22 protein-coding genes are annotated in these 22,745 nt (G+C 67.8%); 7 read left to right on the top strand and 15 right to left on the bottom strand.

What is annotated here, in order from left to right:
* Positions 1 to 127: 127 nt before the first annotated feature.
* Positions 128 to 874, bottom strand: a complete 747-nt coding sequence (locus tag ACQ66H_RS06520; protein WP_430433303.1) for a pirin family protein — start codon at positions 872 to 874, stop codon at positions 128 to 130.
* A gap of 63 nt (positions 875 to 937) precedes the next feature.
* Positions 938 to 1,378, bottom strand: a complete 441-nt coding sequence (locus ACQ66H_RS06525) for a DoxX family protein (protein ID WP_430433304.1) — start codon at positions 1,376 to 1,378, stop codon at positions 938 to 940.
* A gap of 156 nt (positions 1,379 to 1,534) precedes the next feature.
* On the opposite strand from ACQ66H_RS06525, the gene ACQ66H_RS06530 reads away from it, so the two are divergent.
* The 4 genes from ACQ66H_RS06530 (at position 1,535) to fae (ending at position 4,704) form a co-directional block, all read left to right on the top strand.
* A complete protein-coding gene (locus ACQ66H_RS06530) occupies positions 1,535 to 2,428 on the top strand; it encodes a LysR family transcriptional regulator (RefSeq protein ID WP_430433305.1) in 894 nt (297 codons plus the stop codon).
* A gap of 82 nt (positions 2,429 to 2,510) precedes the next feature.
* Positions 2,511 to 3,116, top strand: a complete 606-nt coding sequence (locus tag ACQ66H_RS06535) for a TetR/AcrR family transcriptional regulator (RefSeq protein WP_430433306.1) — start codon at positions 2,511 to 2,513, stop codon at positions 3,114 to 3,116.
* Positions 3,113 to 4,036: an alpha/beta fold hydrolase gene (locus tag ACQ66H_RS06540; RefSeq protein ID WP_430433307.1), complete on the top strand. Its 924-nt coding sequence runs from the start codon at positions 3,113 to 3,115 to the stop codon at positions 4,034 to 4,036. The genes ACQ66H_RS06535 and ACQ66H_RS06540 overlap by 4 nt, the downstream gene beginning before the upstream one ends.
* A gap of 119 nt (positions 4,037 to 4,155) precedes the next feature.
* Positions 4,156 to 4,704, top strand: coding sequence for a formaldehyde-activating enzyme (gene fae, locus ACQ66H_RS06545; RefSeq protein ID WP_430433308.1), 549 nt, complete (start codon positions 4,156 to 4,158; stop codon positions 4,702 to 4,704).
* 45 nt (positions 4,705 to 4,749) lie between these two features.
* On the opposite strand, the gene nth is transcribed toward fae, so the two are convergent.
* The 9 genes from nth to ACQ66H_RS06590 all read right to left on the bottom strand — a co-directional run bounded on the left by nth (position 4,750) and on the right by ACQ66H_RS06590 (position 16,360).
* The gene (gene nth, locus ACQ66H_RS06550) at positions 4,750 to 5,409 is read right to left on the bottom strand and encodes an endonuclease III (protein ID WP_430433309.1); all 660 of its coding nucleotides are present in this window, start codon (positions 5,407 to 5,409) and stop codon (positions 4,750 to 4,752) included.
* A complete protein-coding gene (gene rsxE, locus ACQ66H_RS06555; protein WP_430433310.1) occupies positions 5,409 to 6,098 on the bottom strand; it encodes an electron transport complex subunit RsxE in 690 nt (229 codons plus the stop codon). Before rsxE ends, nth begins: the two co-directional genes overlap by 1 nt.
* A 190-nt stretch (positions 6,099 to 6,288) precedes the next feature.
* Complete coding sequence (rsxG, locus tag ACQ66H_RS06560) at positions 6,289 to 7,020, bottom strand: electron transport complex subunit RsxG (protein ID WP_430433311.1); 732 nt, start codon at positions 7,018 to 7,020, stop codon at positions 6,289 to 6,291.
* Complete coding sequence (locus ACQ66H_RS06565) at positions 7,017 to 8,021, bottom strand: RnfABCDGE type electron transport complex subunit D (protein ID WP_430433312.1); 1,005 nt, start codon at positions 8,019 to 8,021, stop codon at positions 7,017 to 7,019. The genes rsxG and ACQ66H_RS06565 overlap by 4 nt, the downstream gene beginning before the upstream one ends.
* Positions 8,022 to 8,064: 43 nt before the next feature.
* Positions 8,065 to 9,780 (bottom strand): electron transport complex subunit RsxC, encoded by a 1,716-nt coding sequence (gene rsxC, locus ACQ66H_RS06570; RefSeq protein WP_430433313.1) that lies wholly within the window; start codon positions 9,778 to 9,780, stop codon positions 8,065 to 8,067.
* A complete protein-coding gene (gene rsxB / locus ACQ66H_RS06575; RefSeq protein ID WP_304033156.1) occupies positions 9,780 to 10,358 on the bottom strand; it encodes an electron transport complex subunit RsxB in 579 nt (192 codons plus the stop codon). The genes rsxC and rsxB overlap by 1 nt, the downstream gene beginning before the upstream one ends.
* Complete coding sequence (gene rsxA / locus ACQ66H_RS06580) at positions 10,355 to 10,933, bottom strand: electron transport complex subunit RsxA (protein ID WP_430433314.1); 579 nt, start codon at positions 10,931 to 10,933, stop codon at positions 10,355 to 10,357. Before rsxA ends, rsxB begins: the two co-directional genes overlap by 4 nt.
* A gap of 164 nt (positions 10,934 to 11,097) precedes the next feature.
* Positions 11,098 to 14,013, bottom strand: coding sequence for a bifunctional diguanylate cyclase/phosphodiesterase (locus ACQ66H_RS06585; RefSeq protein WP_430433315.1), 2,916 nt, complete (start codon positions 14,011 to 14,013; stop codon positions 11,098 to 11,100).
* A gap of 163 nt (positions 14,014 to 14,176) precedes the next feature.
* Entirely contained in the window at positions 14,177 to 16,360 is a 2,184-nt protein-coding gene (locus ACQ66H_RS06590; RefSeq protein WP_430433316.1) for a TonB-dependent receptor, read from the bottom strand.
* Positions 16,361 to 16,510: 150 nt separating this feature from the next.
* Here ACQ66H_RS06590 and ACQ66H_RS06595 point away from each other — a divergent pair, with 150 nt between their 5' ends.
* Positions 16,511 to 17,716 carry a PepSY-associated TM helix domain-containing protein gene (locus ACQ66H_RS06595; RefSeq protein ID WP_430433317.1) on the top strand — a complete coding sequence of 402 codons (1,206 nt, stop codon included), beginning with the start codon at positions 16,511 to 16,513 and terminating at the stop codon, positions 17,714 to 17,716.
* The gene (locus tag ACQ66H_RS06600) at positions 17,713 to 17,889 is read left to right on the top strand and encodes a hypothetical protein (RefSeq protein ID WP_019918959.1); all 177 of its coding nucleotides are present in this window, start codon (positions 17,713 to 17,715) and stop codon (positions 17,887 to 17,889) included. The genes ACQ66H_RS06595 and ACQ66H_RS06600 overlap by 4 nt, the downstream gene beginning before the upstream one ends.
* A 35-nt stretch (positions 17,890 to 17,924) precedes the next feature.
* Here the strand turns inward: ACQ66H_RS06600 and ACQ66H_RS06605 are convergent, their stop codons facing one another.
* The 4 genes from ACQ66H_RS06605 to fumC all read right to left on the bottom strand — a co-directional run bounded on the left by ACQ66H_RS06605 (position 17,925) and on the right by fumC (position 20,550).
* Positions 17,925 to 18,209, bottom strand: coding sequence for a hypothetical protein (locus ACQ66H_RS06605; RefSeq protein WP_430433318.1), 285 nt, complete (start codon positions 18,207 to 18,209; stop codon positions 17,925 to 17,927).
* 85 nt (positions 18,210 to 18,294) lie between these two features.
* Complete coding sequence (locus ACQ66H_RS06610) at positions 18,295 to 18,714, bottom strand: YidB family protein (protein WP_430433320.1); 420 nt, start codon at positions 18,712 to 18,714, stop codon at positions 18,295 to 18,297.
* Between the two features lie 82 nt (positions 18,715 to 18,796).
* The gene (locus ACQ66H_RS06615) at positions 18,797 to 19,063 is read right to left on the bottom strand and encodes a DUF2789 domain-containing protein (protein ID WP_430433321.1); all 267 of its coding nucleotides are present in this window, start codon (positions 19,061 to 19,063) and stop codon (positions 18,797 to 18,799) included.
* A gap of 68 nt (positions 19,064 to 19,131) precedes the next feature.
* Complete coding sequence (gene fumC, locus ACQ66H_RS06620) at positions 19,132 to 20,550, bottom strand: class II fumarate hydratase (RefSeq protein ID WP_430433322.1); 1,419 nt, start codon at positions 20,548 to 20,550, stop codon at positions 19,132 to 19,134.
* 134 nt (positions 20,551 to 20,684) lie between these two features.
* On the opposite strand from fumC, the gene ACQ66H_RS06625 reads away from it, so the two are divergent.
* Positions 20,685 to 22,628 carry an ATP-dependent DNA helicase gene (locus tag ACQ66H_RS06625; RefSeq protein ID WP_430433323.1) on the top strand — a complete coding sequence of 648 codons (1,944 nt, stop codon included), beginning with the start codon at positions 20,685 to 20,687 and terminating at the stop codon, positions 22,626 to 22,628.
* Positions 22,629 to 22,745 lie beyond the last annotated feature (117 nt).

Consider the following 22,745-nt stretch of genomic DNA (forward strand, 5'->3'; position numbering starts at 1 on the left):
TCCCACAGAATCCCGGTTCGGGCTCAGGTCGCGGATCGGGCGCACCACCCCCGTGGGAGCGGTCTTGGCCGCGACGGGGCCGGCGCACGTCGCTGGCGTCCATTGCGGAGCGCCAGCGAAACGCGACTCAGTAGCTGGTCTCCACGGCCCGCAGGTCGAACACCAGCACTTCGGCGTCGCGCCCTTCGCTCAGCGACACCGCGTCGGCGCCGCGCAGCTTGACGCCGTCGCCGGCGCCCAGACGCACGCCGTTCACCGTGACCTCGCCGCGCGCCACGTGCACATAGGCGTGGCGGTCGCCGCGGAGCGGCAGCGTGGCCGCTTCGTCGCCATCGAACAGGCCGGCATAGACCCGCGCGTCCTGACGGATGCGGATGCTGCCCTCGGCGCCGTCCGGCGTGACGATGGGGCGCAGGCGGCCGCGCTTCTCTTCCGCCGTGAAATGGATCTGCTGGTAACCCGGCGGCGTGCCGTGTTCGTCCGGCAGGATCCATATCTGCAGGAACTTCACCTGCTCGGTCTGCGAACCATTGAATTCGCTGTGCGCGATGCCGCGGCCGGCGCTGATCATCTGCACGTCGCCCGGGCGGATCTGCGAACCGTTGCCCATGGTGTCCTTGTGTTCGAGCACGCCGTCGAGCACGTAGGAAAAGATTTCCATGTCGCGGTGCGGGTGCATGCCGAAGCCGGCGCCGGGGGCGACGGTGTCGTCGTTGATCACCAGCAGGTCGGAAAAGCCGCGCTGCTTCGGGTCGTCGTAGTGGGCGAACGAGAAGCTGTGGCGCGAACTGAGCCAGCCGTGTTCGGCGACGCCGCGCTGGTCGGCGGGGCGGGTTTCGATGCTCGGGCGGGTGGCGAGGGTGGGGGTACTCATGTCGATCTCCTTTTGCTGCAGGGCGTCGCGCGGCGACGCCCTGCGTTCATGTGCGTTTCGTGTTCAGGCGCTGCGGCGGGCGTCGAGCGACAGGGCACCGCCGCCGAAGGCGACGATCTGCAGCAGGCCGCCGGCGATGGCCACGTTCTTGAAGAAGTGGATGAACTGGTTCTGGTCGGCAAGATTGAAGTGGAAGCCGAAGGCGGTCACCAGACTGAAGGCGGCGATCGCGGCAGCGACCCAGCGGGTGCGGTAGCCGACAACCAGCGCCGCAGCGAGACCGATCTCGACGAACAGTGCGCCGGCGTAGGCGAGCTCCGGGAAGGGCAGGCCGACCGAAGCGATGTAGCCGATGGTGCCTTCGGGCTGAGTCAGCTTGCTGAAGCCGGCGAGCAGGAAGAGGGCGGCCAGCAGCACGCGGCCGGCAGCGGCGGCGATCTGGCTGGCGTCGGTGCTGCGGGCGGCCTGCTGAGCGGAGGAGGCCTGGATCGTCGAGGTGTTCATGGTCTGTCCTTTCGATAGTGTCTGGGGTTGTCTGCCGGTGCGCGTCCTGATGCCGCAACCGATGGCTGAACTGTACTGTCGCGATCACGGTTGATAAATTGGCCTGGAATTGAAACACTGTCGCAATTGAGTTGACAGAGAGGCCTTGGTCACGGAATGAGCCAGCTTGAGGACATGCAGATTTTCGTCAGCACGGTGGATGCGCAGAGCTTCACCGCCGCCGCCGAGCGGCTCGGGCTGTCGAAGCAGCTGATCAGCCGCCGCATCATGGCGCTCGAAGAGCGACTGGGCGCCCGCCTGCTCGTGCGCACCACGCGCCGCCTCAGCATCACTGACACCGGGCGCGGCTTCTACGAGCGCGCGGTGAAAATCCTGCAGGACGTGGATGAGGCGGAGCAGCTGGTCGCCAATCAGAACGCGGCGCCGCGCGGCACGCTGCGGCTGTCGGCGCCGATGTCCTTCGGCACGCTGCACCTGGGGTCGGCGATCGCGCGCTTCATGGCGACCTGGCCGGAGGTGACGGTCGAACTGGATCTGAGCGACCGCTTCGTCGATGTCGTGGGCGAGGGCTACGACATGGCGGTGCGCATCGGCCAGCTCGGCGATTCGTCGCTGATCGCCCGCGCCATCGCACCGACACAGCTCGTCTTCTGCGCCAGTCCCGGCTATCTCGAAGTGCACGGCCGGCCGCAGACGCCGGCCGACCTGAAAGACCATCAATGCCTGCTGTACGGCCATTCGCGCAACGTCGAATGGCCCTTTCTCGACAAGGGCCGGCCGCACGCGCTGCCGGTCAGCGGCCGGCTGCGTGCGAACAACGGCGAACTGGCGCGCGATGCAGCCATCGCAGGTCTGGGCGTCACGCTGCTGCCCACCTTCATCGTCGGCGAGGCGCTGCGCGCCGGCAGTCTGGTCAGCGTGCTCGACGAATACGCGCCGGCGCCGCTGACCATCTACGCGGTGTACCCACAGCACCGTCAGCAATCACGCACGGTCAAGGTGTTCACCGAATTCCTGCGCAACACCTTCGGCAAGACCAGCTTTTCCTGAACGGCTGCGGGTTTGCGGGCGGTACGCACGAAGGCTTTGAAATTTTCCTTGAAAAAAGCACGACCGTTCGTATTATTGTCCTATGGGCAAGGGAGAGCACACACGCACGGTCATACTCGAAGCGGCGCTGGCGCAGGCCAGCGAAAGCGGTTTCGAGTCGCTGACCATCGGTTCGCTGGCCGAACGCACCGGGTTGTCGAAAAGCGGGCTGTTCGCGCATTTCGGCTCGCGCGAGGACCTGCAGTGCGCGGCCATCGATGCCGCGGCGCAGCTGTTTGCCGACACGGTGATGAAGCCGGCCTTCGCTGCACCGCGCGGGGTGCCGCGGCTGTGGGCGATGTTCGAAGGCTGGCTGGAATGGACGCGGCGCGGCGGTCTGGCGCACGGCTGCCCGATCCACGCCGCTTCGGTCGAGTACGACGACCGGCCGGGGCCGATGCGCGACCGGCTGGTCGGGCACTACCGCCTGCTGCAGCAGGCGCTGGACAAGGCCGTGCGCATCGCCATCGACGCCGGCCACCTGCGCGCCGACCTCGACATTGAGCAGTTCATTTTCGACATGTTCGCCATCGTGCTCGGCTATTACCACGCCGCCCGCCTGATGGACGACGCACGCGCCGGCGAGCGCGCGCGCGCCGCCTTTGCCCGCCTGCTCGCCGATTTCGCCGTTCCGGGAGCATTGCCATGAGTTCCATCGCCCTCCATCCGCCGCTGCGTGCGCGCCGCACGTCCGGTGCTTCGCTGGCACCGGTGTTGCGCCATTACTTCCGTCTCGCCAGCCGCGTGGCACCTGAACTGGCACGCCGGCAGGCCGAGCGGCTGTTCACGACGCCGCCGCGGCCGCGTAGTGTGGCTCCTGCCGCATCACCCGCCCGGCGCGAAACGGTGAGCGCCGGCCGTCACGACCTCGCGGTATGGAGCGCCGGTCCGGCCGGCGCACCGGCGGTACTGCTGGCGCATGGCTGGGGCGGGCGCGGTGCGCAGATGGGGGCGCTGGCGACCTCGCTGCTTGCGGCGGGTCGGCGCGTTGTGTGGTTCGACCAGCCGGGCCATGGCGACAGCGGCCATGGCCGCGTCGGACTGCCGGATTTCGTGCAGGCGCTGCACGCGCTGGTGGCTACGCACGGACCTTTCGATGGCGCGGTCGGCCACTCGCTGGGCGGAGCGGCGATCGGCCTGGCGCTGCGCGAGCGGGCCGATTTCGGGCGCGCGGTGTTCATCGGCGCGCCGGCGTCGATGCGCGAGCACACGCTGCGCTTTTCGGCGCTGATCGGCATTTCGCCGCGCGTGCGCGAGGCGATGCGCCGTCGCATTGAGCACCGCTACAACGTCCGTTTCGACGATATCGACCGCATCGACGCGCTGAGGGACGTAAACGTGCCGGCGCTGTTCGTGCACGACGTCGATGATGCGCAGGTGCCGTTCGAACACGCGCTGCGCCTGTCGGCCGCGATGCCGCAGGCGCGGCTGCTGCGTACCTGGGGGCTGGGCCACAACCGGGTACTGAAGGACGCCGCCACCGTGGCCGCAGTCACTCATTTCATCTGTGGTGACGAGGCGCTACCGGAGGTACTGCCGGCCTTGCCGCAGCCCGCTCCGATCTACTGAACGGGCGACGTTTCGGCAGTGCGTCTCTTTATGTGAATCAAAGTTGTATCATGTGAAACTCGCGTCGGTGCGCTTGCCGCACCAGGCGCTTTCACACAGGACAACCAAGGAGACACAACATGTCGGAACGCATCGTCTTTCGCAGCGGTGAAGCACTGGTCGCCGGCGGCCCCCCGGGCACCGCGGCCGAGCCCGAAGTCATCATCGGCGAACTGGACGGCCCGGTCGGTACCGCGCTGGCCACGCTGACCGGCGACCAGGTGAAGGGCCACACCCGCGTGTTCGCCATCCTGAATACCGACATCCAGGTGCGTCCGCTGACGCTGATGGTGAGCAAGGTGACGGTGAAGGATGAGCGCTACACCAACATCCTGATGGGCACCGTTCAGGCCGCCATCGCCAACGGCGTGCTCGACGCCGTGCGCGCCGGCGACATTCCGAAGGAAAAGGCGAACGACCTCGGCATCATCGTGTCGGTGTGGCTGAACCCCATGGTGTTCACCGCCAAGGACCTCGACCACAAGATCCTGTTCGACATCCACCGCCAGGCCATGGCCAAGGCGATCAAGAAGGCGATGAACAACCAGCCGGACATCGACTGGCTGCTCGAGAACCAGGACAAGATCACCCACAAGTACTACCAGATGGGGCTGGACGGCAAGATCTGATCCGCATCCGGCGGCACCTCTGAGGCTGCCGCCTCGGTTTCCCGCTCAGGTGGCGACCGTCTTGTCCTTGAAGCGGCAGATATCGACGATGCCGCACTGGCCGCACCGCGGCTTGCGTGCTGTGCAGGTGTAGCGGCCGTGCAGGATGAGCCAGTGGTGGGCGTGCTGCATGAATTCCGCCGGCACCACCTTGAGCAGCGCGTGTTCGACCGCCAGCACGTCCTTGCCGGGCGCCAGGCCGATGCGGTTCGAAATGCGGAAGATGTGGGTGTTGACCGCCATGGTCGGCGCGCCGAACACGATGTTCAGCACCACGTTGGCGGTCTTGCGGCCGACACCGGGCAGCGCTTCCAGCGCGGCGCGGTCGTTCGGCACCTCGCCGCCGTGCTTCTCCAGCAACTGGTGCGACAGCGCCACCACGTTCTTTGCCTTGGCGCGGAACAGGCCGATGGTCTTGATGTAGTCCTCGACGCCCTCGACACCGAGGCTGACCATGGCTTCCGGCGTCGGTGCCACCGGAAACAGCTTGCGCGTCGCCACGTTCACACCCTTGTCGGTCGCCTGTGCCGACAGCACGACGGCGACCAGCAGCTGGAAGGGCGAACCGTATTCGAGGTCGCTCTTAGGGTGCGGGTTGGCCGCGCGCCAGCGCTCGAACAGGGTCTGTATCTCGGCCCGTGTGAGCCGGCTTGCGCGGCCCGCCATCAGGCCGACGCGGCTTCGGCCGGCGTGTGCGGCGCGGCAGCGCGCGCCTGTACCCGCGCCACCCAGGCGTTGCGCGCGGCGATCAGCAGACCGAGGAAGATGAAGGCGCCGGGCGGCAGGATGGCCATCAGCAGGCCGCGGTACTCGTCGCCGAACACCTGTATCGCATGCGCGCCTGGCACGATCATGTCGATGCCGGAGAACAGCGTACCGGCACCAATCAGTTCGCGCGCGCTGCCGAGCAGCGCCAGCACCCACAAAAGGCCCACGCCCATCGCCGCGCCGTCCCAGGCGGCGGCCAGCGGCGAGTTCTTGGCGGCGAAGGCTTCGACCCGCGCCAGTACGATGCAGTTGGTGACGATCAACGGGATGAAGATGCCGAGCACGAGATAGAGGTCGTGCAGCCAGGCGTTGAAGGCGAGGTCGAGGCAGGTGACCAGCGCCGCGATGATGAGGACGAATACCGGGATGCGGATCTCATGCGGAATCAGCGTGCGCAGTGCGGCGACCGCGCCGCTCGACATCGCCATCACCAGCACGGTGGCGAGCGACAGGCTCACCGCGTTGACGAAGCTGGTGCTGACGGCCAGCAGCGGACACAGGCCGAGCAGCTGCACCAGCGCGGTGTTGTTCTCCCACAGGCCCTTGCGGCCGATGTCGCCGTAGACGGCGCGTTCTTCAGCGTTCATGCCGGTATCCCCGATGTGTGTGCCGCGCGGTGAAGGTGGCGGCGATGTCCGGTCGCCGGCGGCTTCGATGCAGGCTGGCATCGCGAGCAAGCTCGCTCCCACAAGGGCGGGCAGGGGCCAATTGACCAGCCTTGTCTGTCGTCGGCGCGGAAGGTGTGGGAGCGACCTCTGGTCGCGATACGGCGCTCGATCATTCGAACACCTTGTCTGCCGAGGCGCCTGACGGCAGCGCGAACAGCGCGTCGCGCACCGGCGCGATGGCGGTGGCGGCGCGACCGGCGGCGCGGATGACGGCGCGCGGCGAAATGGTGGCACCGGTCATGTAGGTGAAATCGCCGCCGTCCTTGCGGACTGTCCAGCTGGCCGCCTGCGCGGTGTCGCGGCCCGCGAACTGACTGATCCACTTCGGCGACGCGCGGTCCTTGGCGGGGTCGATGTAGTCGCCCAGCCCCGGCGTCTCCTTGTGCGCGACCACGCGCACGCCGCCCAGCGTGCCGTCGGCGCGCACCGCCATCAGCAGCCGGATGGCGCCACTGTAGCCGTCCGGCGCCTGCGCCTCGAACACCAGCGCGACCGGCTCGTTGCCGCGGCGTGCGCGATGCAGCGTCACCGGGCCGTCGATGCCGAGCGCGGGCAGGGCGGGCAGCTCCACGGTGTCTTCGAGCAGCGCGTTGTCGTAGTCGGCGCGCGGCAGCACCTGGGCGATCAACTCCAGCCGGCGCGCCTCGACCGAGGCCTGTATCGGCGCCTCAGTGGCGTCGTGGGTGAGCGCCATCAGTGCGGTGAAGGCGAGCGTGAACACGGCCAGCAGTGCGGCCGAGCGCATCGCGCTGCCGGCCGCGGTCGGCGCCGGCGGTTCCGGCGCCAGTTCGGCGGCAGCCAGTGCTTCGTCGACCACCGGCGTCTGCGCCTCGCTGCTCATGGCGCGCCTCCGTTCTTGTGGCCGAACACCGGCGGCTGCGTCTTCATGTCGATCAGCGGCACGCAGATGTTCATCAGCAGCACGGCGAAGGCGATGCCGTCCGGGTAGGCGCCGAAGGCGCGGATGAGCCAGGCGATCAGCGCGATGCCGGCGGCGAAGATGAGCTTGCCGCGCGGCGTGGTCGCGCCCGACACGGGGTCGGTCGCGATGAAGAAGGCACCCATCATCGTGCCGCCCGCCAGCAGATGGAAGGCCGGGCCGGCGTAGTGCGCCGGATCGATCAGCGAGGCGATGCCCGATACCAGCGACATCACCGCCAGAAAGGCGACGGGTACGTGCCAGGTGATGATGCGCAGCGCCAGCAGCAGAACACCGCCGGCGCCCCAGGCCAGCGCGACCCACTCCCAGCCGGCGCCGGCAATGTGGCCGAAGGTGGTCGAGTGCATCACGGCGGCGGTGTCGTCGCCGGTCATCAGGCCGGTGCGCAATGCGTCCAGCGGCGTGGCGCCGGTGACGCCGTCGAGCGCGCGCGCGCCGCCGAACACCCAGTCCATCTGCGTCGCGAAGTCCGCGCCATTGAGGCCGGGCCACTGCGACATCAGCGCCGGGAAACTGACGATCAGCAGCGCATACGCCAGCATGGCCGGGTTGAACGGGTTCTGGCCGAGGCCGCCGTACAGGTGCTTGCCGATGATGAGCGCGAAGGCGGTGCCGAGTACGGTGGTCCACCAGGGCAGCAGCGGCGGCAGGCAGACGGCGATCAGCCAGGCGGTGACCAGTGCGCTCATGTCGGTCAGCGCCGGTGCCACCGGGCGGCCGCGCAGCGCCAGCACGAGGGCTTCGCAGGCGAGTGCGGTGGCGCTGGCCAGGGCGATCTGCACCAGCAGCGCGGTGCCGAACAGCCAGCTCTGCACGGTGATCGCCGGCAGCATGGCGACCAGCACCGTGGTCATCACGCGGCGCACGCTGGTGTTCTGGCGGAGGTAGGGTGAGTTGTACATCGTGTTCCGTCGTGATGAGGCGCGCGGCAGACGCGCCCCGGTGTCATTCCGTCGGCTTGTCCGCCGTTGCGGTTTCGCTCGTCGTTTCGCCGCTGCTGGTGGCCACCATGTCGGCGGCCAGCTTCCGCCGCGCCTCCGCGGCCTCGACCTGCGCCTGCTGGGCCGGCGTCAGCGTGTCGGTGTTCTTCGCCGCAACGGCCTCCTTCTGCGCCTTGGCGCGCGCCATCGCCGCTTCGATCAGGGCCTTCTTCGGATCCTCGGCGGGCGTGGCGGCTGCTTCACCCTCGGCCGGCGATTTGTCGGTGGCGGCAGGCTTCGCCGCCGGCTTGGCGGCGCTGCGCGCCGCCAGCTTGGCCGCCTTCTCTTCCTTCTCGCGTTCGGCGCGCCAGTTGCGGAACTCGAAGCGTTCGCGTGCCGAGTCGGCGGCGTCCTTGTCGCGCTCGCGCGCCCAGATTTCGCTCTTCGCGTAACGGTAGTAATCGACCAGCGGAATGTGCGACGGGCACACATAGGCGCAGCAGCCGCACTCGATGCAGTCGAACAGGTGGTACTCCTGCGCGCGGCCGAAGTTGCGTGCGCGCGAGTGCCAGTACAGCTCGAACGGCTGCAGATCGGCCGGGCAGGCGCGCGCGCATTCGCCGCAGCGGATGCAGGGCAGCTCCGGCTCGGGCGGCGGAAACAGCGCTGGCGACGAGGCGAGCAGGCAGTTCGTCGCCTTCACCACCGGTGCCTCGACGCCGGGCAGTGGGATGCCCATCATCGGACCGCCCATGATGAGCTTGTCGGTGTCCGGCTTCAGGCCGGCGTGCTGGAACACGAAACCAATGGGTGTGCCGATGGCGACGTCGAAATTGCGTGGGCGATCGACATTGCCGGCGACGGTGACGATGCGGCGGGTCAGCGGCTCGCCGTGTTCGAGTGCGTTCCAGACGGCGAGGGCGGTCGCCACGTTGAAGCACTGCACGCCGTAGTCGGTCGAGCGGCTGCCGTGCGGCACTTCGATGCCGGTCAGCACGCGGATCAGCTGCTTGGCGCCCCCGGCCGGGTAACGCGTCGGCACCACGACGACGTCGAGCGAGGCGTCACCAAGCGCCGCGGCGGCGGCTTTCAGCGCAGCGGCGGCCTCAGGCTTGTTGTCCTCGACGCCGACCAGCACCTGCTTCGCCGCCAGCATCTTCTGCATCACCAGCGCGCCGCGCAGGATGTCCTCGGCCTCGCTGCGCATCAGCATGTCGTCGCAGGTGATGAAGGGCTCGCACTCGGCGCCGTTCAGCACCAGCGTGTCAGTGCCACCGGCCTTGCCGGGCGACAGTTTCAGATGGCTGGGGAACACCGCACCACCGAGCCCGACCACGCCGGCGTCCCGCAGGTAGTCACGCACCTCGCCCGGTGTGGCCGCGTGCCAGTCGAAGGGCTCGCGCTCGATGCGCTGGTCCTGGCCGTCCGGTTCGATCACCACCGCCATCGACGACAGTCCCGAGGCGTGCGGCATCAGCCGCGGCTCGATCGCCACCACCGTGCCCGAGGTTGGCGCATGCACCGCACTCGACACATTGCCGTCGGCGGCGCCGATGCGCTGGCCGTGCAGCACGCGGTCACCCACCTTGACCAGCGGGCGTGGCGTACCGCCAATGTGCTGGTGCAGCGGAATGATCAGCTGCGGCGGCAGCGGCAGGCGGGCGATTGGTTCGCGCGTCAACGCGCCCTTGTTCGGGTCCGGCTTGACGCCGCCGTTGAACGAAAACAGTTTGCGCAGCATCAGGCCGCTTCCTTCGCTGCAGTCTCGGTCGCCACCGGTTTCAGGTCGAACACCGGGTAACGCCACTTCCAGGTTTCCACCGTTTCGGCCACCGGCACCATGTCGATGCAGTCGGCCGGGCAGGGCGGCACGCACAGTTCGCAGCCGGTACAGAGGTCGGTGACGATGGTGTGCATCTGCTTGGCGGCGCCGACGATGGCGTCCACCGGGCAGGCCTGTATGCACAGCGTGCAGCCGATGCAGGTCGCTTCGTCGATCACCGCCACCGACTTCGGCTTCTCGACGCCGTGCTCGGCATTCAGCGGCTTGTATTCGCGGCCCAGCAGGTCGGCCAGCTTGCGCACGCCTTCGTCGCCGCCGGGCGGGCACTGGTTGATGTCCGCCTCGCCGCCGGCGATTGCGGTGGCGTAGGGCTTGCAGCCGGGGTAGCCGCACTGGCCGCACTGCGTCTGCGGCAGGATGGCGTCGATCTTGTCGACCAGCGGGTCGCCCTGGGTCTTGAACAGCACCGACGCGGCGCCAAGTGCGGCACCCAGCGCCAGCGCAAGACCGGTCATCACGAGCAGCGCGGAAATCATGAGTCGAGCCCGGCGAAGCCCATGAAGGCCAGGCTCATCAGGCCGGCGGTGATCATGGCGATGGCGTTGCCGCGGAAGGGCACCGGGATGTCGGCGCCGTCCAGCCGCTCGCGGATGCTGGCGAACAGCACCAGCGCCAGCACGAAACCGGCGGCGGAGCCGAAGCCGAACAGCAGCGACTGCAGCAGGTTGTGGCGCGCCGCCTGGTTCAGCAGCGGTACGCCGAGCACGGCGCAGTTGGTGGTGATCAGCGGCAGGTAGATGCCCAGCACCTGATGCAGCAGCGGGCTGGTCTTCTGGATCACCAGTTCCGTCAGCTGCACGATGGCGGCGATGACCACGATGAAGCTCAGCGTCAACAGATAGCCCAGGCCGAAGGGCTTGAGCAGGAAGGTGTCGATCAGGTAGCTGGAACCACAGGCCAGCGTCAGCACGAACATGGTCGCCAGGCCCATGCCGATCGCGGTTTCGAGCTTTTTCGACACGCCCATGAAAGGGCACAGGCCGAGGATGCGCACGAACACCACGTTATTGACCAGCGCGGTGCCAAGCAGGATGAACAGGTAACTCGTCATGACGGGGCGAGGATTCGCCGGATGTTTTCCGCAGGCCGCGGCGCAGGATGCGCCGCGTAACCGGCGGATTATCCGGCACTGCAGCGCAGCACTCAAGCTGCCGCAGGCGTCGGCCGGCGGTTATGTGGACAGAACCGGCGGCTGGAGCGGGCGTCCGGCGCTTTTCAGGCCAGCGCCGGTGCGACGCCGATGCGGTCCGGCAATTGCTCCACCGGCAGCGGTCTGCTCAGCAGGTAGCCCTGGAAGGCGTCGCAGCCGTGCGCGGACAGAAAGGCCATCTGCGCCTCGGTTTCGACGCCTTCGGCCACTACGGTCAGGCCAAGGTTGTCGGCCAGCGACAGGATGGTGCGCACGATGGCGGCCGAGTGCGGGTCGCTCAGCACCTCGTCGACGAAGCTCTTGTCGATCTTGAGCTGGTCCAGCGGCAGCTTCTTCAGGTAGGCGAGCGAGGAATAGCCGGTGCCGAAATCGTCCAGTGCGAAGCGCACGCCGCGCTGCTGCAGTGTGCGCATCGTCGCCAGCGTCATGTCGAGGTCGCGGTGCAGCATGCTTTCGGTCAGTTCGAGCCGCAGCCGGCGCGGATCGGCGCCGCGGTCGGCCAGCGCCTGCTCGACCCGTCCGACGAAGCCGGATTCGTGGAACTGCCGCTCGCTCACGTTCACCGCGATCGTCCACTGAGCCCGCAGCGGGTCGTCGGCCCAGGCGCGCAACTGGGCACAGGCGGTATCGAGCACCCACTGGCCGATCGGCAGGATGTGGTTGCTCTGCTCGGCCAGCGGAATGAAGGCCGCTGGCGACACCATGCCGCGCACCGGGTGCTGCCAGCGGACCAGCGCCTCGACGCCGGTGATGCGCCGCTCGGCGTCGGTCACTGGCTGGTAGTGCAACCGCAGTTCGCCGCGCTCGAGCGCGCCGCGCAGGTCGCGCAGCAACTGGGCGCGGGCGGTGGTGTTCTCCTGCAACGTGGGGTCGAAGAAGCTCAGCCGGTTGCGGCCGCTTTCCTTCGCCTTGTACAGCGCCATGTCGGCCTGCTTCAGCAGTTCGTCGGCGCGGTCATCGGCGCAGTTGAACAGCACGGCGCCGATGCTGGCGGTGGAGCTGACCATCTGTCCGCCGAGGTCGCATTCGCCCGCCAGTGCTTCGCGCAGCTTGTCGCCGATCTCGCCGACGCGCAGCGAAGCAGCCTGCAGATCGATACCGAGATTGCCCAGGATGACGACGAACTCGTCGCCGCCCAGTCTCGCCACGGTGTCCGTGTCGCGCACGCAGCTGCGCAGTCGCGCCGACATCTGCTGCAGCAGCGCGTCACCCTGGGCGTGGCCCAGCGTGTCGTTGATTTCCTTGAAGTTGTCGAGATCCATCAGCAGCAGCGCGCCGTGCTGCCCGTCGCGCACGGCACCGGCGATGGCTTGGTCGAGCCGGCTGTTCATCAGACGGCGGTTGGGCAGGCCGGTCAGTTCGTCGTGGAAGGCCAGCCGTTGCGCCTCGTGCTCGGCCTTCTTGCGCGTCGTGATGTCGGCGCGTATCGCGATGTAGCGCTGCGGCACGCCGTCGGCGTTGACCAGCGGCACGATGGTGGTGTGCACCCAGTAAAGCGAGCCGTCCTTGGCCCGGTTGCAGATGTCGCCATGCCACACCAGCCCGCTTGAAATGGTCTTCCACATGTCGGCGAAGAACCCGGGCGCATGCGTGCCCGAATTGATGACGCGGTGGCTGCGCCCCACCAGCTCTTCGCGCGCGTACTGCGAGATTTCGCAGAACTTGTCGTTCACCCGCGTGATGACGCCGCGCGCATCGGTTTCCGCGACGATGGCATGCGCGTCCAGCGCCGCCTTCAGCTCGCCGACCTCGCGCAGCGAGTCGAGCACGCGGCGCTGCGCACGCTCGCGCTCGGTGGTGTCGTTGAGAATCAGCACCACGCTGTCGATGCCGCCGTCGGCGCTGCGTTCCGGCACCAAGGTCGATGACAGGTGGACGGCGTTGCCGTCGTTTCCGGTGAAATTGCAGTCGAATTCGACGCGCCGGCCCTGCAGGGCCTCGGCCAGCCGCGGCCGCATCTGTCCGGCCAGTTGCGGCGGCATCACGTCGTCCACCGTGCGACCGACAATGTCGCGAGCGGCGCGGCCCAGGTGCAACTCGTGCATCGGGTTCACATAGCGGAAACGCAGGTCGCGGTCGATGCGCGCGATGTCGGCCGGCACGTTGGACAGTATCGTGTCGAGCTCGCGTTCGCGATCGCGCAGCGCATGTTCGGAACGCTGCAGCAACTGGTAGGGCTCGCGCAGGCCGACGACGAAGGTGGCGCGATAGACGAAGGCGTAGGCGGCGATCTTGTACAGATGGCCGAACATGTTCATGAAGTCCGACGCCGTCGTGTAGTTGGTGAACGCCAGTTCGCCGATGCCCATGACGAAACAGGCGCAGGCGAGGTAGCGGGTGCGCGGGTCAGGCGCCATGCGGTTCTGCCAGAACAGCCAGCCGGCCACCGCCAGATTGCCGGCGCACAGCGCGTACTCGAAGCCGGCCTTGAACGCGGTGACGCCGACGCCGGGCACGAAAGTCACCGGAAAGAGGTCGAGGAACCAGGTGCCGGCCGCGAACAGCGCACAAGTGGCGAGCAGGCCGAGCCCCAGCCAGCCGCTGCGTGAGCCCGGCAGGGCGATGCGCGCCGCCACCAGCGCGACGGTCAGCAACTCGAACGAGCGGCCGGCCAGCCAGAAGAAGATGGCTTTCGCCGTGCTGCTCTCGGTCAGCAGCGCCGGCATGCCGGCGTAGGTCAGCGCATGGATCAGGTCGCAGCCGGCGACCACCGAGAAACCGAAGATGAGCGTGTTGGACGCGTAGTCACCCGCCTGGTCGAAGCGGTGCCAGGACATGATGACCACCAGTGCCGACACCACGACGGAGAAAGTCTCCAGCAGCAGGTGGAAGGCCAGCATCTCGCCATGTCGGCCTTCGAACAGCGGGATCGGTGGCAGCAGGGCCGCGAACACCATCAGCAGCAGGGCGACCAGACAGACGGTCGCCGGCGAGCGCAAGCCGGCGGCAGCGTCAACGGATTCGGCGTTTTGTGTGGGCATGTCGATGACCGGGCCGGCTTCGCGTGGGTCCAGGGTAAACGGCCCCCGGAATCAGGGCCTTGAGCACGGAACGCACGCTATTGCTTATGTTGCAGCCGGTCAAGCTGCCCGGCCACCCCGGCAGATCATGCTGTCGGGGTGGCGGTCGAACTAGGAGGGAAGGTCAGAAATCGACCGTGGCGCTGAGCATGGCAGTACGCGGCGCGCCCTGCACCAGATAGCTGGAGCCGGGGTAGCCGCCGGCAGCCGCCCAGTAGGCGCGGTCGCTCACATTGTTGACGCGGGCGCGGAAGATGACGTCCTTGCCGGCGACCCGCGTGATGTAGCGTGCGCCGAGGTCGAAACGGGTCCAGCTCGGGATGGACGCCGTGTTGGTGGCATCGAAATACTGTGACGCAGTGTAGACGGTGCGTGCGTCCAGACTCAGGCCGCGCAGCAGCGGCACATCCCACTCGACTCCGAACGTGTACTGGGCGGACGGTACGCCGATTGCGCGGTTGCCGTCGTTGGTGCCACCGGCGGTACGCTCCAGTTCGGCGTCGATCCAGGTGGCGCCACCGAGCAGGCGCAGGCCCGGCAGCGGTTCGCCGTACAGCGTCAGCTCGATGCCGGTGTTCTGCTGCTCGCCGCTGGCGCGGAACACGTTGTCGGCGCCGACGAAAGCACTCGGCAATTCGATCGAGAACACCGCCAGACCGGCGCCGAAGCGCTTGTCCTCGTACTTCACGCCGGCTTCAGTCTGTTTCGACACGAAGGGCGACAGGCGCTCGTTGGCATTGACCGCGGTGTTCGGCGCGGTGCCGCCACGGGTCAGTGCCTCGGCGTAGTTGGCGTACAGCGACATTTCCTGCGTCAGCTTGTATACCGCGCCGACCGCCGGCGTGAGCTTGGTCTTCTCATAGGAGGTGCCGAACACCGCATAGTCGTTGTAGGGCACGTCGATGATCTTCTGCAGCCGTGCGCCGAGCGTGAGCAGCAGACGGTCGTTGGCAAAGGCCATGGTGTCGGCGAGCGCGAGACTGAAGCTGCGGGTCTTCTGCTGAGTCTGCGGCGAGTTCAGCTCGGGATTGGCAGCACCGCCCGGTCGTGCAACCGGTTGCGGGTCGTACAGGTTGTCGACGAAGGCGGCGCCGAACTCGTTTTCGTTCTTCTCGGTGCGCCAGTGGCCGGCCATCGACGCCGTCAGGCGGTGCTGGACCGCTCCGGTCGTCACTTGGGTACGGATACCCGCCTCGCCGGTCACCACAACCTCGTCGCGATAGTTGTCGAAGCGGCTGGAGTTGATCGTGCCGTTCGAGTCGAGGAAGTGGAAGGGCAGCGAGTTGCGTTCCTTGCCACGGCGCGCGCCGACGGCCACCCAGGTGGTGGTGACGTCGCTCAGGTCGAACTCGGCCCGCACCGTACCGAAAACGGTCTGGTCGCCGGAGTAGATCCACGGCTGCGAGTAGTTCGACGATGCACTCGGCGGACGCGGGACGAACGTGAGACCGCCGCCGCGCAAGAGGCTCGGACGGCCCTCGATCAGGTTCTGGTCCTGCATGCCGACGTCGGCCGACAGCCGGAAGTCGCGGCCGCGGTAATCCGCGCCCAGCGAGAACATTTCGAAGTCCTTGCGTTCGTTGTCGATGCCAGTGCCGCCGACGCGGCGGGCTGCATTCACGCGCAGGCCCAGTTCCTTGTTTTCGCCGAAGCGGCGCGCCACGTCGGCCGCAAGGTAGTCCTGACCGCCGGTCTGCAGACCGTAGGTCAGGCGTGTCAGGTCTTCGTTCGGCGCGCGCTTGGGCACCAGATTGATCGAGCCGCCGATACCGCTGCCCGCGGTACCGCCCGGGGCGGCGCCGTTCACGAAAGTATTGGCGCCGCGCAGCACCTCGACGCGTTCGAGGAACTCGGTTGCCACGTACTGCCGCGGCAGCACGCCGTAAAGGCCGTTGTAGGCCATGTCGTCTGAAAACAGCGGAAAGCCGCGGATGACGTAAAGCTCCTGGAAGTTACCGAAGCCGCGCGAAATGCGCACGGTCGGGTCATTGCGCAGCACTTCGGCGACGCCCGAGGCCTGCTGGTCCTCGATCAGCTGGCTCGTGTAGGCAGTGGTGCTGAATGGCGTGTCCAGCGTGCTCTGGTTGCCGAGAATGCCGATGCGCGCACCCTTCGCCACCTGTCCGCCGGCGAAGGCGGGCGGCAGGCCGGCGGCCGACGCGTCGGCGCTGGCCTCGACCACCACCGGCGCCAGCGTGATCGGCGCCGACGGATCTTCGGTCTGCTGGGCGTGAGCGACGGTGCTGGCGAGCGCCGCCATGATGGCGAGCGCGAGGGGACGGCGCGGGAAAGCAGGGGCTTTTTTCATTGCAGCGGAGGGCACGGGGTGCTGAGGTAGAATCGGAAGCCTCGAATCGTATTACGAATCGTTCTTGTTTTTGTATTGTTTGCGACTTTTTGCACACCGGCGCGGCGTGCTGCTGTATCCCTGCTACCTCAAGTCCGGCCCCGTCCATCGATGAAATCCGTTACGCCCGACACCGCCACGGCGTCCTGTACGACCGCCGTGCGATCCCGCGCCACCGCGCTGCAGCGCTGGATGTGGGTGCACAAATGGTCCAGTCTGGTGTGCACGCTGTTCATGCTGCTGCTGTGTCTGACCGGCCTGCCGCTGGTCTTCTATCACGAGATCGACCACGCACTCGGCAAGCACATCGAGGCGCCGGAAATGCCCGCCGGCACCGCGCATCTGCCGGTTGACCGCATCGTCGAATCGGCGCGCCGCCACCATCCGGAGCTGGTGCCGCTCTACCTGTTCAAGGAAGAGGACGAGCCGGACATGTGGGTGGTCAAGATGGACACCCGGCCCGACACCGACGAGACGCAGGCGAAGTTCTCGGTGGTCGATGCGCGCACCGGCGAAGTCCTCGGCGAGCCGCGCTTCGACGAAGGTTTCATGCACCTGATGTACCGGCTGCACGTCAACCTGTTCGCCGGTCTGGCCGGCCGGCTGTTCCTCGGCTTCATGGGCCTGCTGCTGGTGGTCGCGCTGGTCAGCGGCGTCGTGCTGTACGCCCCCTTCATGCGCAAGCTCGACTTCGGCGAGGTGCGCCGCAGTCGCTCGACGAAACTGTGGTGGCTGGACATGCACAACATGCTGGGCATCGTCACCGTCACCTGGGCGCTGGTCGTGGGGGGCACCGGCGTCATCAACACCTGGGCCGACCTGATCCTGAAGGCCTGGCAGGCGGAACAGGTGGCCGCGCTGAAGACCGCCGGGGCCGGCGCTGCGCCCGGCGGCCGCGCCGCGCCGCTGCAGTCGCTGGTCGATGCCGCACTGGCGGCTGAGCCGGGCATGGCCGTCGCCACCGTCGCCTTTCCCGGCACGCTGCTATCGACGCCCTCGCACTACGCCGTCTTCCTGCACGGCGACACGCCGCTCACCGCCAAACTGTTGAAGGCCACGCTGATCGACCCGGTCAGTGCGGCGGTGATCGAAACGAAACCGCGCCCTTGGTACGCCACCGCGCTGCTCGTGTCGCAGCCGCTGCACTTCGGCGACTACGGTGGCCTGCCGCTGAAAATCCTGTGGGCGCTGCTCGACCTCGTCACCGTCGTCGTGTTGTGGAGCGGGCTCGTGCTGTGGTGGCGCAAGCACAGACACGCGGCCGCGGCGCCCGTCAGCGTCACTCCTGCAGTGAGCACCGCCCGGGGTGGCACATGAAAGGCGCCAGATCGAATACCGTCATTTTCCGCTGGCCGCTGCTGATCGCCGTACTGACCGCCATCGGACTGCTGTCGGCGCTGGTCGGCGACGACGGCTGGGACGCCTTGTCGTGGGCGCTGCTGGCGGTGCCAGTGGGGCTTTGCGGGTATTTCAGTCTCGCCAGGCGATGAGCTGATGGCGTCGCACTCGTCAAAACAGTGCTCTGTCAGGGCGAGGCCTTGCGTCTCGCTGTACGCACCAGATTGACCACGGCAATCAGCAGGCACCCCAGCGCCGGCAGGCACCACACGAAGGCCGCATCGGTGTGCACGGTCTGCGTCGCCGTGTCGTAGTGGCGGCCAAGTTCGTTGAACTCGATCCTGAGGTAACGCGAGTACCAGAGCCAGAAGAACGGCAGCGACGCCGCGAGCGGCAGAACGACCCCGGGGGACAGAATTCGTCGTGATCGTGGCCGGCTCTGGGATGTCATGGGGAGATCGATGGGCGTCATCGGTTGCCGATCGCCTGCGGGCGTTCGGTCTGGTCCAGGCTGCCGCGGCGGGGCTTGTTGGTGACCTCCACCCGCGGCAAGGATGCTAGGACTTCAGCAGCCCACCCAGCACCCCCATCGCCGCCTGCAGCGCATCTCCCTCGGGCGCCTTGCCATCGGGTGACAGCTTGTCGATCAGCTGCGGCAGCAGGCCGGCGAGGCCGGACGATACTTCCTGCGACGACATGCCCACCTGCTGCGCTACACCGCCGATCTGTTCGGCGCCGAACACGGCCTTGATCTGGTCGCCGGAGATCGGCAGGTTGGGGCCGGATCCCAGCCAGGAGGCGATCACTTCGCCCAGGCCGCCCTGCTGGAACTTGGCGATCAGCCCCTGGATGCCGCCGATCTGCGGGCTGTTGATCAGGCTCATCGCGGCCTGGATCAGTGCGGCGTTGCCGCCGGCGCCGGATTGTCCGCCGAGCGCGCCGGCCACCTGTCCTGCGATCGAGTCGAAAAGCCCCATGTCCGTCTCCTTCGTTGAGTGAAGACGCAAGGGTACGCCAGCCGCGTGGAGGTTGTTCGTGGGGCGGGCGGGGCTGACGGCGTCAGACGCAGTGGCGCCGCCAGCCCTTGCCCTGCGGGGCGTGCATTTCGGCGTTCAACGAGTTTACGGTGTCTGACCAGTCGGCGTCCTGGTTCAGCGCGTCGCGCAGGAAGGCGGCCTGTGCGGGACTCCAGAAGGTGGCTTCGTGCAGCTTGGTGCCGTTGTCAATCGGGCCGAATAGCGCGATGAAGCCCTCGATCGATTGCGGGTCGCTCGGCAGGCCAAGCTGGTCGAACAGGTTTTCCATTGAATGCGGCGTGATGTCCATGACGATCTCCTGTCGGTGAGTAGATGCTGCTCCTGATCGGAATGTCCGGTGGGCAGATGGTTCCGTTCTCATTGTGCGCGCTCGCCCACCATCGCGCCGGGCTGTACCCACTGGTCGAACTGTCCGCCGCTCACGTCGCCCGAAGCGAGCGCCGCCTCGCGCAAGGTCAGACCTTCGCGGTGGGCGCGGGCGGCGATCTTCGCCGCGCGGTCGTAGCCGATGTGCGGCACCAGCGCGGTCACCAGCATCAGCGACTGCTGCATCAGCGCCTCGATGCGCTCGCGCCGCGCTTCGATGCCGGCGACGCAGTGGGTGTCGAAGCTGCGCATGCCGTCGGCCAGCAGGCGGATGCTCTGCAGCACGGCGCCGGCGATCAGCGGTTTGTAGACGTTCAGTTCGAAGTTGCCCGATGCGCCGCCCACCGTGACCGCGACGTCGTTGCCGATGACCTGGGCGCACAACATCGTGAGCGCTTCGCACTGGGTCGGGTTCACCTTGCCCGGCATGATGGAACTGCCGGGCTCGTTCTCCGGCAGCGCCAGTTCGCCGATGCCGCAGCGCGGGCCTGAGGCGAGCCAGCGGATGTCGTTGGCGATCTTGCTCAGCGCGACGGCCAGCGTCTTCAGCGCGCCGTGCAGTGCCACCAGCGGCTCGTGCCCGGCCAGCGCGGCGAACGGGTTGTCGGCGCGCACGAAGGGCAGGCCTGTGCCGTCGGCCAGCTTGTTCGCCACCCGCGTGCCGAATTCCGGATGGGTGTTCAGGCCGGTGCCGACCGCGGTACCGCCTATCGCCAGCGCATGTACGGCCGGCAGTGCCGCGACGATGGCCGAGCGGGCCAGCGCGAGCTGGGCCGCGTAGCCGGAGAATTCCTGCCCCAGCGTCAGCGGCGTGGCATCCTGCAGATGGGTGCGGCCGATCTTGACGATGTCGGCAAAGGCGACCGCCTTGTCGGCCAGTTGCGCGTGCAGCGCGTCGAGCGCAGGCATCAGCGCACGCCGGACGGCATAGGCGGCGGCCACGTGCATCGCGGTGGGAAACACGTCGTTTGACGACTGGCCCATGTTCACGTCGTCGTTCGGGTGCAGCGTGCGCGCCCCGCCACAGTCACCGCCCATCAGTTGCGAGCCACGGTTGGCCAGCACCTCGTTCATATTCATATTGGTCTGCGTACCGGAGCCGGTCTGCCACAGCGACAGCGGAAACTCGTCGTCATGCTGGCCGGCGAGCACCTCGTCGGCGGCTGCGACGATGGCGGTCATGCGCTCGGCCGGCAGCTTGCCCAGCCGGCCATTGGCCAGCGCCGCCGCGCGCTTGACCGCGGCCAGCGCGTGTATCAGTTCGCGCGGCATGCGCTCGGTCGAGATGGCGAAATGCTGCAGCGAGCGCTGCGTCTGCGCGCCCCACAGGCGGTCCGCCGGCACCTCGATCGGGCCGAAGGAATCGTGTTCGGTGCGGGTGACGACGGGCGGCTGCGTGGCGGTATCCATGGCGGTCTCTTTTTGAAGCCAGTTTTCAGGATAGGACATGACGGCGCCACGGTCCGGCCGGCAGATGTGGGGACGACGGCGCTGCGGTACACTCGTGGCCGGTTTCAGCCGTCTTCCGCACTTCATTCCTCTCCGTGTCCGACATTCCCGCCACTTTCGCTCCCGACGGCCCGCTGGCCCGCGCCATCCCCGGTTTTACGCCGCGCACGCAGCAGACCGAAATGGCCGAGCGCGTGGCGCAGGCCATCGCCGACCGCAGTGTGCTGGTGGTTGAGGCGGGCACCGGCACCGGCAAGACCTACGCCTACCTCGTGCCGGCGCTGCTGTCCGGCGCCAAGGTGATCGTGTTGACCGGCACCAAGACGCTGCAGGACCAGCTCTACGGCCGCGACCTGCCCACCGTGCGCGGCGCGCTCGGCGTGCCGGTGAGCATCGCGCTGCTGAAGGGCCGCGCCAACTACCTGTGCCACTACCACCTCGAACGCTCGCTGCAGGAGGGCCGTTTCGGCTCGCGTGAAGACGCCTCTCACCTGCAGGCCATCGCCCGCTGGGCCAAGATGACCAGCACCGGCGACAAGGCGCAGTGCAGCGAAGTGCCGGAAGAGTCGGGTGCCTGGTCGCACGCCACGTTGACGCGCGACAACTGCCTCGGCCAGGACTGCCCGAATGCCAAGGAGTGCTTCGTCACCGCTGCGCGCCGCGAGGCGATGGAAGCTGACGTCGTGGTGGTGAATCACCACCTCTTCTTCGCCGACCTGATGCTGCGCGACGAGGGCGTGGCCGAACTGCTGCCGGCCTGCAATGCCGTCGTGTTCGACGAGGCGCACCAGCTCGCCGAAACCGCCAGCCTCTTTTTCGGCGAATCGGTATCGACCTCGCAGATGCTCGAACTGGCGCGCGACACGCGTGCCGAGGCGCTGGTCGGCGCCAAGGATTTCAAGCAGCTGCCGGAATCGGCCGAGCGTCTGGTGAAAGCGGTGCGCGACCTGCGGCTGGTTTTCCGCGAGGAGAACGTGCGGCTGTCGGCGGCGCAGATCGACGAGCGTCCGGCTTTCGCACCGGCGCTGGCCACCGTGCTGGAGGCGCTGAACGAACTGGCCGGTCTGCTGGAAACGCAGGCGGCGCGCAGCGAAGGGCTGGAGAAGTGCTGGCAGCGCGCGCTCGACCTGATCGCGCGGGTCGAACGCTGGCAGGCCGGCGAGAAAGCGGGCGAGCAGTCGGACCGCGTGCGCTGGGCCGAGGTCTACACCCAGGCGCTGGCGCTGAATGCCACACCGCTGTCGGTGGCTGACATCTTCCGCCGGCAGATGGAAGACAACCCGCGTGCCTGGATATTCACCTCGGCCACGCTGTCGGTCGGCAACGACTTCGGTCACTACTGCGGCGAACTGGGGCTGCACAATGCCGAAACCGCGCAATGGGGCAGCCCCTTCGCCTACGAACAGCAGGCGCTGCTGTACGCGCCGGAGAACATGCCCGAGCCGTCGGCGCCGACCTATGCCGAGGCGGTGGCGCGCGCCGCCTGGCCGCTGATCAAGGCCTGCCGTGGTGGCGTGTTCGTACTGTGCACCTCGCTGCGGGCGATGAAGCGCATTCATGAGCTGATCGAGGACAAGCTGTCCGCCTACGATCCGGATCGGCCGCTGCTGATGCAGGGCCAGGCCACGCGCAGCGAACTGCTGGACCGCCATCGCGCCGCCGGCAACGCCGTACTGGTGGCCAGCCAGAGCTTCTGGGAAGGCGTGGACGTGCGCGGTGACGCGCTGCAACTGGTCATCATCGACAAGCTGCCCTTCGCGCCGCCGGACGATCCGGTGCTGTCGGCGCGCATCGAACACCTGAAGCGGCAGGGGCGCAACGCCTTTTCCGAGTACCAGCTGCCGCACGCGGTGATCAGCATGAAACAGGGCGCCGGCCGTCTCATCCGCGACGAGCGCGACCACGGCGTGCTGATGGTGTGCGACCCGCGGCTGGTCGAGAAGCACTACGGCAAGGTGATCTGGCGCAGCCTGCCGCCGATGCGCCGCACCCGCAGCGCCGACGTCGCGGTGCAGTTTCTCGAAAGTCTCGCCGGCTGACAGCTGGCGGGAATCGAAGCCGGCGGCCCGCAAAGGCCGTGTCGCGGCCAAGGCCGCTCCCACAGGTGAGGGCGCCCGAGCGGCGGCCGGAGCCTGGGTCGGGGTCCTGTGGGAGGG

This window comes from Methyloversatilis sp., assembly GCF_965284615.1.
GTDB lineage: Bacteria > Pseudomonadota > Gammaproteobacteria > Burkholderiales > Rhodocyclaceae > Methyloversatilis.

What these genes read in the sequence shown, in the direction of transcription:
- ACQ66H_RS06520 (WP_430433303.1), bottom strand. Translation starts at nt 874, where the DNA reads ATGAGTACCCCCACCCTCGCCACCCGCCCGAGCATCGAAACCCGCCCC.
- ACQ66H_RS06525 (WP_430433304.1), bottom strand. Translation starts at nt 1,378, where the DNA reads ATGAACACCTCGACGATCCAGGCCTCCTCCGCTCAGCAGGCCGCCCGC.
- ACQ66H_RS06530 (WP_430433305.1), top strand. Translation starts at nt 1,535, where the DNA reads ATGAGCCAGCTTGAGGACATGCAGATTTTCGTCAGCACGGTGGATGCG.
- ACQ66H_RS06535 (WP_430433306.1), top strand. Translation starts at nt 2,511, where the DNA reads ATGGGCAAGGGAGAGCACACACGCACGGTCATACTCGAAGCGGCGCTG.
- ACQ66H_RS06540 (WP_430433307.1), top strand. Translation starts at nt 3,113, where the DNA reads ATGAGTTCCATCGCCCTCCATCCGCCGCTGCGTGCGCGCCGCACGTCC.
- fae (WP_430433308.1), top strand. Translation starts at nt 4,156, where the DNA reads ATGTCGGAACGCATCGTCTTTCGCAGCGGTGAAGCACTGGTCGCCGGC.
- nth (WP_430433309.1), bottom strand. Translation starts at nt 5,409, where the DNA reads ATGGCGGGCCGCGCAAGCCGGCTCACACGGGCCGAGATACAGACCCTG.
- rsxE (WP_430433310.1), bottom strand. Translation starts at nt 6,098, where the DNA reads ATGAACGCTGAAGAACGCGCCGTCTACGGCGACATCGGCCGCAAGGGC.
- rsxG (WP_430433311.1), bottom strand. Translation starts at nt 7,020, where the DNA reads ATGAGCAGCGAGGCGCAGACGCCGGTGGTCGACGAAGCACTGGCTGCC.
- ACQ66H_RS06565 (WP_430433312.1), bottom strand. Translation starts at nt 8,021, where the DNA reads ATGTACAACTCACCCTACCTCCGCCAGAACACCAGCGTGCGCCGCGTG.
- rsxC (WP_430433313.1), bottom strand. Translation starts at nt 9,780, where the DNA reads ATGCTGCGCAAACTGTTTTCGTTCAACGGCGGCGTCAAGCCGGACCCG.
- rsxB (WP_304033156.1), bottom strand. Translation starts at nt 10,358, where the DNA reads ATGATTTCCGCGCTGCTCGTGATGACCGGTCTTGCGCTGGCGCTGGGT.
- rsxA (WP_430433314.1), bottom strand. Translation starts at nt 10,933, where the DNA reads ATGACGAGTTACCTGTTCATCCTGCTTGGCACCGCGCTGGTCAATAAC.
- ACQ66H_RS06585 (WP_430433315.1), bottom strand. Translation starts at nt 14,013, where the DNA reads ATGCCCACACAAAACGCCGAATCCGTTGACGCTGCCGCCGGCTTGCGC.
- ACQ66H_RS06590 (WP_430433316.1), bottom strand. Translation starts at nt 16,360, where the DNA reads ATGAAAAAAGCCCCTGCTTTCCCGCGCCGTCCCCTCGCGCTCGCCATC.
- ACQ66H_RS06595 (WP_430433317.1), top strand. Translation starts at nt 16,511, where the DNA reads ATGAAATCCGTTACGCCCGACACCGCCACGGCGTCCTGTACGACCGCC.
- ACQ66H_RS06600 (WP_019918959.1), top strand. Translation starts at nt 17,713, where the DNA reads ATGAAAGGCGCCAGATCGAATACCGTCATTTTCCGCTGGCCGCTGCTG.
- ACQ66H_RS06605 (WP_430433318.1), bottom strand. Translation starts at nt 18,209, where the DNA reads ATGACGCCCATCGATCTCCCCATGACATCCCAGAGCCGGCCACGATCA.
- ACQ66H_RS06610 (WP_430433320.1), bottom strand. Translation starts at nt 18,714, where the DNA reads ATGGGGCTTTTCGACTCGATCGCAGGACAGGTGGCCGGCGCGCTCGGC.
- ACQ66H_RS06615 (WP_430433321.1), bottom strand. Translation starts at nt 19,063, where the DNA reads ATGGACATCACGCCGCATTCAATGGAAAACCTGTTCGACCAGCTTGGC.
- fumC (WP_430433322.1), bottom strand. Translation starts at nt 20,550, where the DNA reads ATGGATACCGCCACGCAGCCGCCCGTCGTCACCCGCACCGAACACGAT.